This window comes from Paenibacillus sp. Y951 (assembly GCF_056786395.1).
Map to the genome: position 1 here is coordinate 43,149 of NZ_JBXCIY010000003.1, position 13,469 is coordinate 56,617.

The 13,469-nt window shown below is 37.6% G+C and carries 13 protein-coding genes; 10 read left to right on the plus strand and 3 right to left on the minus strand.

Going from position 1 to position 13,469, the window contains the following annotated elements; all coding sequences use genetic code 11:
- The first annotated feature begins 36 nt into the window (after positions 1–36).
- The 3 genes from AC1TPB_RS04975 to AC1TPB_RS04985 all read left to right on the plus strand — a co-directional run bounded on the left by AC1TPB_RS04975 (position 37) and on the right by AC1TPB_RS04985 (position 4,080).
- On the plus strand, positions 37–804 hold the full coding sequence (locus AC1TPB_RS04975; protein WP_482075496.1) for an ABC transporter ATP-binding protein: 768 nt from the start codon (positions 37–39) through the stop codon (positions 802–804).
- On the plus strand, positions 776–2,653 hold the full coding sequence (locus tag AC1TPB_RS04980) for an ABC transporter permease (protein WP_482075497.1): 1,878 nt from the start codon (positions 776–778) through the stop codon (positions 2,651–2,653). The genes AC1TPB_RS04975 and AC1TPB_RS04980 overlap by 29 nt, the downstream gene beginning before the upstream one ends.
- Before the next feature lie 518 nt (positions 2,654–3,171).
- On the plus strand, positions 3,172–4,080 hold the full coding sequence (locus tag AC1TPB_RS04985; RefSeq protein ID WP_482075498.1) for a helix-turn-helix domain-containing protein: 909 nt from the start codon (positions 3,172–3,174) through the stop codon (positions 4,078–4,080).
- A gap of 258 nt (positions 4,081–4,338) precedes the next feature.
- On the opposite strand, the gene sigK (AC1TPB_RS04990) is transcribed toward AC1TPB_RS04985, so the two are convergent.
- Positions 4,339–4,848, minus strand: a complete 510-nt coding sequence (gene sigK, locus AC1TPB_RS04990) for an RNA polymerase sporulation sigma factor SigK (protein ID WP_482075786.1) — start codon at positions 4,846–4,848, stop codon at positions 4,339–4,341.
- 313 nt (positions 4,849–5,161) lie between these two features.
- Between sigK (AC1TPB_RS04990) and AC1TPB_RS04995 the strand changes: the two genes are divergently transcribed.
- From AC1TPB_RS04995 to AC1TPB_RS05005, 3 genes are all read left to right on the plus strand, one after another.
- Positions 5,162–6,040: a DUF6414 family protein gene (locus AC1TPB_RS04995; protein ID WP_482075499.1), complete on the plus strand. Its 879-nt coding sequence runs from the start codon at positions 5,162–5,164 to the stop codon at positions 6,038–6,040.
- Positions 6,041–6,261: 221 nt separating this feature from the next.
- A complete protein-coding gene (locus tag AC1TPB_RS05000) occupies positions 6,262–6,675 on the plus strand; it encodes a hypothetical protein (RefSeq protein ID WP_482075500.1) in 414 nt (137 codons plus the stop codon).
- Positions 6,676–6,999: 324 nt separating this feature from the next.
- On the plus strand, positions 7,000–7,926 hold the full coding sequence (locus AC1TPB_RS05005; RefSeq protein WP_482075501.1) for a stalk domain-containing protein: 927 nt from the start codon (positions 7,000–7,002) through the stop codon (positions 7,924–7,926).
- Positions 7,927–8,256: 330 nt separating this feature from the next.
- On the opposite strand, the gene sigK (AC1TPB_RS05010) is transcribed toward AC1TPB_RS05005, so the two are convergent.
- Complete coding sequence (gene sigK, locus AC1TPB_RS05010; RefSeq protein WP_482075502.1) at positions 8,257–8,958, minus strand: RNA polymerase sporulation sigma factor SigK; 702 nt, start codon at positions 8,956–8,958, stop codon at positions 8,257–8,259.
- Positions 8,959–9,445: 487 nt separating this feature from the next.
- Between sigK (AC1TPB_RS05010) and AC1TPB_RS05015 the strand changes: the two genes are divergently transcribed.
- From AC1TPB_RS05015 to AC1TPB_RS05030, 4 genes are all read left to right on the plus strand, one after another.
- Positions 9,446–9,793, plus strand: coding sequence for a hypothetical protein (locus AC1TPB_RS05015; protein WP_482075503.1), 348 nt, complete (start codon positions 9,446–9,448; stop codon positions 9,791–9,793).
- A 212-nt stretch (positions 9,794–10,005) separates the two neighbouring features.
- Positions 10,006–10,578, plus strand: a complete 573-nt coding sequence (locus tag AC1TPB_RS05020; protein ID WP_482075504.1) for a YhcN/YlaJ family sporulation lipoprotein — start codon at positions 10,006–10,008, stop codon at positions 10,576–10,578.
- Positions 10,579–10,754: 176 nt separating this feature from the next.
- Positions 10,755–11,711: a hypothetical protein gene (locus tag AC1TPB_RS05025; protein ID WP_482075505.1), complete on the plus strand. Its 957-nt coding sequence runs from the start codon at positions 10,755–10,757 to the stop codon at positions 11,709–11,711.
- 103 nt (positions 11,712–11,814) lie between these two features.
- A complete protein-coding gene (locus AC1TPB_RS05030) occupies positions 11,815–12,123 on the plus strand; it encodes a phage holin family protein (protein ID WP_482075506.1) in 309 nt (102 codons plus the stop codon).
- Between the two features lie 79 nt (positions 12,124–12,202).
- On the opposite strand, the gene AC1TPB_RS05035 is transcribed toward AC1TPB_RS05030, so the two are convergent.
- Entirely contained in the window at positions 12,203–13,414 is a 1,212-nt protein-coding gene (locus AC1TPB_RS05035) for an MFS transporter (RefSeq protein WP_482075507.1), read from the minus strand.
- Between the last annotated feature and the right edge of the window lie 55 nt (positions 13,415–13,469).

Below are 13,469 nucleotides of genomic sequence, written 5' to 3' on the forward strand. Positions count from 1 at the left end.
ACATTAACTGTTTTCCTCTTGAAAGGAGATATTAGTATGCTGCATGTAAGACAGGTTAGTAAAATATATGAAGGTAAAGTGGCTTATCGGGCTTTAACGGACATAGATTTAACGATTGATGATGGTGAATTTGTCGGGATTATGGGTCCCTCCGGAAGCGGTAAAACAACGCTGCTGAACTTGATTGCAACGATTGACGAACCGACAACTGGAGAAATTTTATTCCACGGCAAAACCACCAACAAGCTGAACAAAAATGAGTTAGCTATATTTCGCCGCCGTGAGCTTGGATTTGTTTTTCAGGACTTTAACCTACTCCACACCTTGACGGTTGAGGAGAATATCGTGCTGCCACTAACACTTGATGGAAACAAGGTCAGTGAAATGAAGCAAAAAGTAAAAACCATAGCAGAAAAGTTAGGAATTACAGAGATTATGAAAAAACGCATCTATGAAATATCTGGGGGGCAGGCTCAGCGGGCCGCTATAGCCAGAGCTATGATTCACTCCCCCAAGCTGCTTCTTGCAGATGAACCAACAGGCAATCTTGATTCCAAATCAGCGAAGGATGTCATGGAATTGCTCGAGAGAATTAACCGCGAGCAGAAATCAACGATGATGCTGGTCACGCATGACGCGCTGGCTGCCAGCTATTGCAACCGTGTTGTTTTCATTAAAGACGGTAGGTTCTACACGGAAATACATCGGGGTGACAATCGTCAAACCTTCTTCCAAAAAATTATGGATACACTTTCGCTGTTAGGGGGATATCATAATGACGTTTCGTCAATTCGCATTCCGTAACGTCTCCCGGAACAAAAGGCTTTATGCGGGATATTTCCTCAGCAGTCTATTTACTGTTATGGTTTTCTTTACCTTTTCTATTTTTGCATACCACCCCGTCCTTAGTGAGGTAAATAATTCAAGTGCGACGTTTGCCCTTTCCGTATCGAAGTGGATTATCTATGTATTCTCCTTCTTTTTTGTTCTTTACTCCATGAGTGCATTCCTGCAATCACGAAAAAGGGAATTTGGGCTGATGATCATGCAGGGTATGACCACTGTGCAGCTTCGTCTGATGATTTTTTTAGAAAATATGATTATTGGTTTGTTTGCCATAATAGGCGGCATTGGTCTGGGACTTGTGTTTGCCAAGGCTATTCTGCTAGCAGGGGAAAATGTCCTTACCATCAATGAAAAACTGCCCTTTTATTTTCCTTATAAAGCTATTGCCCTTACTCTATTTGCATTTTTAATACTATTTATCCTCATCTCCTTTTTTATTTCGGCTGTACTGCGCAGCGGGAAGCTAGTTACGTTATTAAAGGGAAACAGGCTGGCAAAGAGTGAGCCCAGGTCATCCGTTCTCCTTTCTTCGCTAGTCCCGATCCTGCTGGGAACAAGCTACTTTCTTAGTTTGCGAGCCCAAGGCACTGAAGCTATTTTTTTACTGATTCCTGTTGTTATCATGGTTTCTATCGGCACCTACCTGTTGTTTACACAGCTCAGCGTCTATATCATCCGGAAGCTAAAGAGTACGGAATCGATTTTTTGGCTGAAAACAAACATGCTGCTTTTTTCCGATCTTGCCTACCGTTTGAAGGACAACGCACGTTCCTTTTTTCTGGTCGCTATTATCTCTACAGTTTCGATTTGCGCCATAGGCTCGCTTTACGGATTCCAATCCATAATCAGTGGGTATAACAAGGAAACTCCCTATTTATTCACCTACATGACAACGAACGGTAATAACAGCGAACAAACGCATATTGAGCAGATTGATCACATACTTAAAGAATCGAACCTCGATATCGAAAAAGCAACGCTACAGCTTCGTTATTTCACGGCTTCCAATAGTGATAAAATGATTGTCGTAGTTAAACAATCCGACTATAACCACATGGCGGAGTTAATGGAACTCGACACGATACAGCTTTCAGGCGGGAAAGCGGCAGTTGTTGATTATGGGATGTCACGCATGGGTCAAGGGATGCTTAACCAGCCTGTAATCCTGCCATCCCATGTTGTAATTGAAGCAAATCAAGCTGTTGTATCACCAGCGGTACATGGTTTCAGCGGCTATTTCATTGTACCCGATGACCAATACGCAAAACTCCCGCCTCCTGTACAAGAAGATCATTACTATGCATGGCATGGACCACTAGGGCAAAAAGAAGCCTTAGCGGCAGGCGGAAAGCTTACCAATCAACTTCCCTATACTAATAAATACGAGTTTTTCGCCCTTGAATTTCAAAATTCCATTCTAAACCAAAGCTTTGGCCCCATACTGTTCATTGGTTTGTTTGTCGGTATCGTGTTTTTTGTCTCCGCAGGCAGTTTTCTCTATTTCCGTCTATACAACGATTTGGATGATGACAGGCAGAAGTTCAAATCCGTTTCTAAGATGGGACTGAGCGAAAGAGAACTTTCAAAAATACTGAATCGGCAAATTATATTGCTTTTCTTTGCGCCAATCGTTGTTGCTCTAGTACATGGTGCTGTAGCCCTCACAACACTGTCCAACATGTTTCAATACTCGCTATTCAAGGAATCATTGCTTATTCTCGGTCTATTTTTTATGGTTCAAGTCATCTATTTCTTCATCGTCCGCTTCTTCTATATTAGGCAGGTAAAGATGGCGGTAGCCCAATAGAGCAACCTCAGGTTTATATAGAAAGAGTGCTTGAGCGGGATAGTACCTCTAAAGCACTCTTTCTTGTATGTTTATTTGTTTATCGCTTCAACGAGCAGATCTGCATAAAACTCCGCTCCGTGCTTTTTAAAATGCACGTCCTCGTCGGATGGTATGCGCGTGTAGATCGGTGTCGCCGCGCTTCATGCAGATGAAAATCCTCATTAAGGCAGTGGTATAGGGGCAACGTTTTATCGGTTTGTCAGTATTAAGCACTCCACACATGTGGAGTGTATAGTGTCAATATATCGTGTTGACAAATAACAGGGAATACCTAAACTAAATGAAAGATAATGATATTAAAAGGCAGTATTCTTGAAACAGACAGAATACTGCCTTTTAGTTATTAATGAGGGTGAACCGAATCATAAATGCGGCATATTTTTTGGTGAATACGTAATCTTCAGCTATTCAGGATAAACATCACAACTTAGATCATAAATCAGTTCTTGCTATTTAGTATGATGGATATGAGGGAGGTGAACAGATTGTATGAATGGAACGAAGCGATTCAAAGGATGATTGACTGGATTGAGGAACATGTCACAGAAAACCCATCGCTTTTAGATATGTCAAAGCAAATAGGGTATTCCCCTTATTATTGCTCAACGCAGTTTCACAGGATTGTCGGCATGACATTAAAAAGCTATATGGCAGGGCGACGGCTCTGCCTCGCAACCATGGACATACGAGACACCAACGAACGTATAATCGACATCGCAATCCGATATGGATTTTCTTCGCAAGAGGCATTTGCCCGGGCTTTTGTTGCTGCATATGGATGTACACCGTATGTATTCCGCAAAAATCCCAGGCCATTACCTCTGTCCATCAAACGAACTGTACTTCTCCCCGAACATTATAAAAGTAGGGGGGAATCGACAATGAACCAAATGGAATTATCAGATGTAAGTATCCGTACAGAATATATTCCTGCACACAAATACATCGGAGTATACAAAAACACCTCAACCGAATACGGAGAATTATGGGCAGGACATGATTGTGATTTGGTTACGGGATATGTTGAAAGTATAGGTTATGTCAGTCATCCCATAGTAACTGCTCATACTGCTGGATGGACTTGGGAGGAAGGCAAGAAAACCTATTTCTACGGCCTTGGTGTACCGCTAGAGTACGATGGTGAAATCCCAAATGGCTTTGAAATGAGAGAGTTTGCCGCAAGCTATTACCTTGTGTTCTCCCATCCGATATTTGATTATTTGCAGCATAACGGAGAAGTCATGAGCAGAGTTGAGAATCTGGCATGGACGTTTGACCCCTCCACAATGGGATTCAAATGGAACGAGGATGATTGTCAGGACTATCAAAGACATTATCCTGAAGGCTTGGGTTATCAAGTCTTGAGACCAGTGGCAAAGCTGTAAGCTACAAACGCGGATTAACTCAAAGAAACGACTAATTCAAGTCGGGTTAGTCGTTTCTTCATTGACTAGAGAATTTTTGCGAAACTTGCCCCTTCAGCCATCGTGCTGAACCGTATCACAAGTGATGGTAAAGCAGAGAATGGCGCTAACAGTAGGGAAAAAGTGGATAGATAATTTTAAGGGCTGTAAACTATAGCATAAGGCAAGAGAAGAACGGAATAGACTCGTCTATTCGTTCTTCTCTTTTTTAGTTTCTTTTTACCGCTTCCCCTTATAAAACTCATGATACAACTTCATCAACGCACGTTTCTCAATTCTCGAAACATAACTCCGACTTATACCAAGATCCTTCGCAATCTCACGCTGGGTACGTTCATCGCCGCCATTTAACAACCCGAACCTTGTAATAACAACTTCCTTTTCTCGATCATCAAGAATACTTAGATTTTTATATATTTTACTTTTTTCCATTTCAAGCTGTACCTGATCGGCAATGTCATCCACATCATTTCCGAGTATATCTATTAAAGTGATCTCGTTTCCTTCTTTATCCGTTCCAATCGGATCATACAATGAAACATCTTTACGAGTTTTTTTCAACGATCTAAGGTGCATAAGTATCTCGTTCTCAATACATCTTGCGGCAAAGGTAGCTAACTTTGTACCTTTACCAGTTTGAAAGCTTTCAATCGCTTTAATTAAGCCGATTGTTCCGATGGAAATAAGATCTTCTTGATCCTCGCCTGTATTGTCAAACTTCTTGACGATATAGTCGAAGTCCGACGTAACGTTTTTGTGCTACAGAAGCGTGTGTTGATAGTCAAGCAGGGGAAGGAGAGACGTAAGGTTTTGGTGGACAGGCTTTGAGAGGGAGAGTTTCTTTCATTGTGAACTGTATAAAGGTGTATATTCTAGATGTAACATTAATAGAAATTATGGTAAAATTTGATGTGGTTAGACATTAATCTATCTTATTAGTCATGAGATAAATTCAAATTATCTATTTTGTTAGATGTAACACGATTTCATAAAGAGTATGTTAGCTGAAATAGCACATTAAATTATATGGAGGTATTTTCATATGGAAGAAAGAAAACTTTCAATTCCTATTTACTTAAACCAGCGGACTGTATTTGATTTATTAGCAATAGTTGAGAATGGATTTTCACAACTCCAAAACGTAAAAACATCTCAAAAAGATGAAAAGGGAACTAATACTGATTTGTCTGCGGAAGTGGGTACAAAAAATGTATTTGCATTTTTAAATCTTGGACTTAAAGCAGGACTTAATCATAAGGACTCTAAGCTAGCAGAAAAAGAAATTGAAGAAGAGCGGGTGTTTACTCCTGCTTCACTTTTTTCGAGATTAAGAGATAAGTTAATTGATAGAAAATTGTTAAAAAATTTGGATGACTTATTAGATAGTGAAAAACTTATTCCAGGAACGTTTGTTGAATTTTCTGGTATATTGAGAAAAAATCCAATGGTGGCTTATATGGAAAGTATGATTCAACTTATGGAAGTTGCTCTTCTGTTCAGTACGCCACAAGGTAAACAAAAACCTAAAGCAGAACATGATGTGATCACACAAATGAAGAAATTCTCAAGCATTCTTATACAAACAGGATCTTTGGATCTCATCTCAGAAAATATAAGTTCTTCGAATATTAAAGCAGTTATACCTGTACAACTAGACTATTTTTCAAATGAGAGTCCAGCTGACATCATTGATGGGCAATTCGTCGTTCTTGGGAAAGTTGTTAGATACATCCCAGGCGAAGTAGAAGAATCCGTTAACTTATTAAGGGGGACGCCACTAGCGTATCTACCTGAAGAAAATTTATCTCAGTTTACATCTGCTTTTTATGAGATGTCATCTCAAATGTCAATGCCAGTTGAATTTACTACACAGATTGAAGGTCCAGTTCTTCTAGTTATTCCAATAGCAATATATGCTTAAGTTAGGCTTCGAAGCGCACTATTTCAGATAACACAGTATCACACAGCGGCTACCCTTGGTCAGCAGAGAAAATTCAGGAAGTAGATGCTGTCTGACAACTTGCTGCGCATGCTCGTGGATACCTGAACGTTATATAAAATCCTCATAAATCAATAAACAAATGAGTTTTACTTAAAATCACTTCGATTTAGAATCCCAAAGAAGATGAGGAGAGATAATGTATGTTTGGATTATTACTAACGTTATGCGGATCTGTTTTGCTTGCAGTTATGGTTGCATTACGAAATAAAAATCAAATACAGGAAGCAATTCATGTTGTAACGCCCATATTTGATAAAGTTTCACCTAAGATTCTTGGTATTCTTAAAGAAACTTATTTTTTTCGAACAGGCTTGATATACATTGCTTTAGGTACAACACTTCAGATTTTTCCGGAGTTTGATTTGAAAATTGCATCGTTAAATGTATTTTCTAGACTTATTATTACAATCGCTGGATTTTCAGTAATTCTATTTGCAAGCAATAAGTTTATCAATAAAATCGCTGAGCGTAATTATAAAAGTTTTCCACCCATTACAGCAGACAGCCCTGCTCCGAATGGAGCAATTGCATATGAGATAATCCCTGAAGATTAGAGTTTGAAATTATATTGAATAATATAATAGTTAGCTAACATCACCAGAAGAATATACAGAATTGAAAGGGAGTTTAAAACTTTAATAGATTGTTTGAGTGTTCAAGAAGATGGGGACTTCATATAACACGGTATTCACGCGGAGGGCATACTCAGTAGTAGATTCATGTGACAACTTGCTGTGCAAGTTCGTGAATACCTGAACGTTATCGGAAATTAGCGAAAAAAATTGAAAAGTAAATTTATATTGTTTATTTGAAACTAATAGAAAAGATCATGAAAATAAATCTTTCCTATCATTTTGTACTAGGAGTGAAATAATCAGATGATTAAACGAGTTATTGTTTTATTAGTTTTATTTTTCTTTCCAGTTAATTCGCTCATCAACGCAACCGAACCGAACGCAAAAACTGTTGCTTATAAAATTGTTATTGATAACAAAGAGCTTAAGCTTACTACACAGGCTTACATACAAAATGGAATAACCATGATACCTTTCCGCCCATTTTTCAACCAACTTGGCTTTAATGTAGAGTGGGATTCTAATAACAATCAGGTGATAGGGAAAAATGCTGACAAGACAATTAAACTTACCATTGGCTCCGTTTACGCTAAAGTTAATGATAATATCGAAGTTATGCCAATAGCGCCAATAATTAAAAATGGAACAACATTTATTCCTCTAAGGTTTGTAGGAACGGCAAGTGGAGGGAGCGTAGAACTATATGGTGGATCATTAAATGTGATATGGATTACTTCTGCAAAACAGAACCAACTTTTAGATGCTGTGTTTAACAAAGATATAGTGGAAGTCACCGGATTATTAAAATCAGGTGCTGATCCAACGGTTATGGTTGGTCCTGTGGGTCCTGCTATATATAGCTTTGTTGATAATTCTGTTGACATAGTGAAGTTGTTCTTAGAAAACGGAATGGATGTAAATTATTACTCAGAAGGTCTAAATCCTGGACATACCTTACTCCAACAAGCTGCTTCAGAAGGACACGTGGAAGTAGTCAAATTCCTTTTACTATCTGGTGCGAATCCTTCGCTAACTGTGGGTAAAACTTGGAATGCTCTAGAAATTGCTGAGTATTGGAGGTTTAAAGTTGGAAATGGGTATCTGGATATAATAGACCCGTCAAATACGCCGTCCGTAGAGTCATACGATGAGATTATCGAACTGCTAAGGGGAGCGACTAATAGTGACGTGGATGATACTAGTAAGTTCACTATTTCAAGCCACATATAGTGTAGAAATAGTCTGAAGGAGTTGAGTCCATGTCGAGAGTTTCTAATGATTGGCTACACGAAAACTTAAAGCTACTCCTTTTGAAGTAGAATAGTATTACGCAGGAATCTCTACAGTATCTTGTGAGAATGCATGAATTGAGCGAATTTAATGATTAAATTTAAGGGATAGTTAATCAACATTTTTCTGTACAGCATATTATCCCTCCCCATACGAAAAAGCACCTCAAAATGGTACGATTTATTTACTTAATCGTATTCCAACTTAAGGTGCTTTTATTTGTCTGCATTATATGTTAGATATTCATTTCTAAGCCTAAGTCACCAGTAATTATCTTTTCCCCTTATAAAACTCATGATACAACTTCATCAACGCACGCTTCTCAATTCTCGAAACATAGCTCCGACTTATACCAAGATCTTTCGCAATTTCACGCTGGGTACGTTCATCTCCGCCATTTAACAACCCGAACCTTGTAATAACGACTTCCTTTTCTCGATCATCAAGAATACTTAGATTTTTATATATTTTACTTTTTTCCATTTCAAGCTGTACCTGATCGGCAATGTCATCCACATCATTTCCGAGTATATCTATTAAAGTGATCTCGTTTCCTTCTTTATCCGTTCCAATCGGATCATGCAATGAAACATCTTTACGAGTTTTTTTCAATGATCTAAGGTGCATAAGTATCTCGTTCTCAATACATCTTGCGGCAAAGGTAGCTAACTTTGTACCTTTACCAGTTTGAAAGCTTTCAATCGCTTTAATTAAGCCGATTGTTCCGATGGAAATGAGATCTTCTTGATCCTCGCCTGTATTGTCAAATTTTTTGACAATATGTGCAACCAGTCGAAGATTATGCTCGATAAGTATGTTGCGGGAGTTAGCATCACCAAGTGCCATTTGCGCTAGATGATATTGTTCTTCGTCTTCTTTCAAAGGCTGGGGAAACGCATTGTTCTTAACATACGATACTAATAATGTGAGTTGCTTAATGAACAACGCAATTGATGAGAAAAAACCTGGCATACATCCACCTCCACATGCAAGTAAGGGCCAAGACAAATCGTACTTAGCCTATATAGTCTGTTCTCTAATGTATGTGGGCGTACGCCTAGATGTGCATGTACCGGGTTTAAATCTCATGCTTCTTTTTATAAATTCAAAGGTGTAATAATCTTATTACATAAATTCATTGAAGTATTTGAACAAAACAACGAGGAAATATTTACGGATCCTATCCAGAAATATCTCTACCAATATAAGGATATAACTATAAAATATCCATCCATTTACAGTTATATTAAATTGATGTAGAATCAAATCATATCTCGGGGCATCTATTTTTGAGATTGGATGTAGTCTCAAAAGCCACTTTTCAGATTTTTTGAACAATCGAGTATTAATCTAAACGTAGCTAATAATCATCAGAATTAATTATATTTGTACTTAGCTTCCTATGCTTGAATAGATTTTATTTAGCTGTAGATTCAGTTCAGCATTGAGGAGGAAAACAGTGAAAAATGACGAAAAGAAAGTTAGTTTTTTCAGACAGTATGTAAAAACAATAGTGGCTTCTATTATCTTCGCTTTCTATATAGGTTTTTCAGTTCCCTTATGGATTGCAACTAGCAAACTAAATAGTATTAAAGCTGGAGAATATCCAGGTATGCCTCAAGATCAAATAAATAAACAATATGATGAAGCATTACCGTCTGTGATTCTAGATTCTGTTCTTATGTGCTTGGTAATAACGATATTAGCATCAATTCCTATTCTATTACTTCGTTTTAAACAGAATCATAATATCAATTTAATTAGCGAATTTGCGCAATATTTAAGAAAAAGGAAAAAAAAGTTATAATTTATTATGTATCCAAAAATAGAAATGATCGCTATCGTACAGGTAGAATGGTCATTTCTTTTTGTGCTTTGCAAGCAAAGCGGTATATATTCACCTCAACATTTAAGCTAATTGTAAAGAGTACATTAGAGAACATGAAAATTTTGTATTTTTTCACACTCACATAAAACGACTATTGTTTGTGCAATATAAGCTCAGGGGGTGAAAAAAATATGTATAAACGCATGGCGATTGCACTTATTTCTGCGAGCATTGTGCTGACAATGTCAGGATGCGGAATGAATGATGGGAATGTAAAAACAAATGAGCCAAGAGACCGTTCAATGGAAAGTAAATCCATAATTGATGCTAATAGGGATAGAAACATGAATGGCAATATGAATGGCAATATGAATGGCAACATGAACGGTAATATGAATGGTAACTTGAATGAAAACAACATGGGTACAAATGATGCAGCCGAAAAAATTAAAAACTCGATTTTGAAAGTAAAAGGCGTATCAGCATCTACTGTGTTTGTTAATAACAACGATGTTGTCGTTGGTGTTGACTTGAATGACAATGCAAACAAAGCAGAAGTAGAAAAACAAGTCAAAAAAGTTGTTGAGAAGTCGCATAAAGGATACAAAGTTCATGTTACTAGCGATAAAAACATGCACACTCGTATTCAAGATATGAAGACTCAAATGGTTCCAATGGACGGTCATCCGGTGCGTGATATGGCTGAAGACGTTGGTATTCTAATTGAAGATATTGGAAGAACAATAACGGCTCCTTTTCGTTAATAAGAATGTATAGTCGAACTCCCTCACTAAACTACAAGTATAGTGGGGGATTTTTTATTGAATAGTAGTTCAAAATCAAGAAAACAGTGCTGATTAGTTATCAGTAACTGTTTTTTTTAGATTGATGAACCCAATAAGCTACTTCTCTCGTCTATTACATATAAAGAGTAAAGGGGATGAATTTTATTTCACCAAAAAAGAATATTAAACATGCCAGATTAGCACAAAAGCAATCGAAGTGGATGAATTGGAGATGGAAAGGCACTCTCATTGCTGTAGCGAGTGTACTCGTAATTATAACAGCCGTATTAAGCATTGAAGGAATGATTGAGTTAGACGATACTCACTCTCCTGGAGTGGTCATTGGCAGTGATGTAAATATCCAACAACCTAACGATATTACTGTTGATCAACAAAAAGAAGGTATCGAGATGCCAGCGATAAAGCTACCCAAAAATAGTGGAAACGCAGATATGATCGGATTGGTTGTCTATAACGGGAAGATCTATACACAGACGCAATCGAGCGTTGATCCACAACTTGCTAAGCAATTAAAGGGAGTAAAGCTTGGCACAACAAAAGGGAATATCGATGAGTGGAGTTCACAAAGTGAGTATTCTCAGGAATTAGCTTCTACTATAGGTGTTCAAGATATATTTGCGGTGAATGGCTATGATACAGATTTTAGAATTATGACGTACTTGGAAAACGATGATGGTAGTTTATATACTGAATTTTTTGAATGTTTAAATGGGTTTACTGTCTATTCTGGTGCAGACATCATCGCTCAATTAAATATAGTTGATAATATCGCAGGCGCAACTTATGAGACGTACTCCGATTGGTATTACAGTACAGAGAAGTACAATCCAATCATTGATCTTGAACTATTAAACACCTTTATTACCGAATTGAATGAAGCAAAGCCATATGATCGTCAAATTGTCGGTGAAGAGTTAGGCGATTTCAGAAATAATGAACAATATCGACTGCTAACACTTAGGCTAGGTGATGGAACAGAAGTAAATTTGTTTATTATACGAGAAGGATATGTTATTTATGGGAATACTAGCGTCTATTTCAAACTAGAAGGTGATAGCCTTAATGAAATTTGGACTTTGCTACAACCGTAATATTTATTCAGACAAGCTAGGTATATTTCCGCTCATTCTTACAATCTATGAATATAGTATTATGTGTGATCAATGCATAATTTTTTCATAGGGAGTGAACGCAATGGAATTTATTTTCAATAATGAGTTGTACCTTCTAGTGAAGCAATACATTGAACCAGAAATGCTAATTCTTGTCCCAGTCTTATTATTTCTAGGATGGATGATGAAATCGACGCCGAAGGTACCTGATTGGCTAATTCCATATGTGAATACAGGGGCAGGCATTATTGTTGGAATCGCGATAACATCTAAAGTTGTTGATGGTATCATTCAAGGTATTCTCGTCTCTGCAATGTCTGTTCTTGTGTATAATTTATATCGGCAGTGGAATCGAAAAAAAGAAATTGACAGTAAAAGTAAAGCGGATTAATCTAAAGAGAAGCAAAATAGCCATTAATACGATGTTAGCATACTCATTCGTAATTATGGCTTTTTCTAATGCAGAACGATTAATTAGAATTCGAAGGCGCAGTCAAATATTTGCGACCTGTCGCCGCTGAAAGAACAAAGCATAGAAATAGAACGACACCGGCTAATAAATACGGATAATCGATATTAATATCGTATAGCATACCAGCAATGATTGGTCCAATAATATTACCAAGACTTGTATACGCCGAATTCAATCCAGCGACGTAGCCTTGCTCTGTTGTTGTCATCTTGGACATTAATGTACCTAATGCAGGTCTAAGTATATCCATCGCCAAAAATACAAGGAATGTTACAGCGAAGATTAACCAGTACTTATGGACAAATATCGTTAATACGATAAATAAAGCCGAGGCTAATAGACAAGCTGTAATTACTTTGAATTCACCAAATTTGTTCAATATTGTGCCAAACGCGGTAGCTTGAATGACCGCACCAGCGATCGAACCGAATGTAATAATATAAGCGATATCAATGGTACTAAATCCGAATTTGTCATTCATATAAAGGGTAAAGACTGTATCGAAATTCGCTAATCCGAATGAGGCAATGAAAATAATAATTAAACTCATAAAGTAAGGTTCTTTCACTGAAAGTGCAAGCTGTTTCCAAAGCGGTATGGAAGACTTGTCATCCTGCAATGATTCATTCGCATCTTTGTCGGCGACTTCTACACGAGCAGGTAAAAATATAAATGTAACTAACGCAGCGATCAATCCAGCAACTGCAGCACCATAGAATGGGATTCTTACGCCATATTGGGCTACAAACCCACCAATACCTGGGCCGATAATGAAGCCAGTAGTTATCGCTGCATTAATAAAGCCCATTCCTTGGGCACGTTCTTGCTTCGTTGTAATATCAGCTGCATAGGCAAGTACTGCTGGCATAATTAAAGCAGCACCAACTCCTCCGAGCGCACGAGCAATAAAAAGTAAGGGTATAGAGTTAGATGCCCCAAACATCCATTCTGATGCTGCGAATATAAGCATTCCGGTTATAATGACCGGTTTTCTACCTAGACGATCTGAAATTCGGCCAGCAATTGGCGAGAATATAAGTTGTGCAATAGAAAAGGCTGCGACCATCAACCCGATTTGACTACCGTTAATATGCAATAATTCCATATATTTAGGAAGTATCGGAATCACTAAACCGATTCCGACAAAGATGATAAAAATATTGATCATTAATAATAAAATTGATCCACGATTACGAAGTAGTAACGACATTAATAAACCTCCACATGATGTAACAAATATTCATCTCTTCATTGTCGCATAAATT

Excerpts from the sequence above, each read along its gene's own strand:
- AC1TPB_RS04975 (WP_482075496.1), top strand. The coding sequence starts at position 37 with ATGCTGCATGTAAGACAGGTTAGTAAAATATATGAAGGTAAAGTGGCT.
- sigK (WP_482075502.1), bottom strand. The coding sequence starts at position 8,958 with ATGCCAGGTTTTTTCTCATCAATTGCGTTGTTCATTAAGCAACTCACA.
- AC1TPB_RS05035 (WP_482075507.1), bottom strand. The coding sequence starts at position 13,414 with ATGTCGTTACTACTTCGTAATCGTGGATCAATTTTATTATTAATGATC.
- AC1TPB_RS04995 (WP_482075499.1), top strand. The coding sequence starts at position 5,162 with ATGGAAGAAAGAAAACTTTCAATTCCTATTTACTTAAACCAGCGGACT.
- AC1TPB_RS05020 (WP_482075504.1), top strand. The coding sequence starts at position 10,006 with ATGTATAAACGCATGGCGATTGCACTTATTTCTGCGAGCATTGTGCTG.
- AC1TPB_RS04980 (WP_482075497.1), top strand. The coding sequence starts at position 776 with ATGACGTTTCGTCAATTCGCATTCCGTAACGTCTCCCGGAACAAAAGG.
- AC1TPB_RS05030 (WP_482075506.1), top strand. The coding sequence starts at position 11,815 with ATGGAATTTATTTTCAATAATGAGTTGTACCTTCTAGTGAAGCAATAC.
- AC1TPB_RS05000 (WP_482075500.1), top strand. The coding sequence starts at position 6,262 with ATGTTTGGATTATTACTAACGTTATGCGGATCTGTTTTGCTTGCAGTT.
- AC1TPB_RS05005 (WP_482075501.1), top strand. The coding sequence starts at position 7,000 with ATGATTAAACGAGTTATTGTTTTATTAGTTTTATTTTTCTTTCCAGTT.
- AC1TPB_RS05025 (WP_482075505.1), top strand. The coding sequence starts at position 10,755 with ATGAATTTTATTTCACCAAAAAAGAATATTAAACATGCCAGATTAGCA.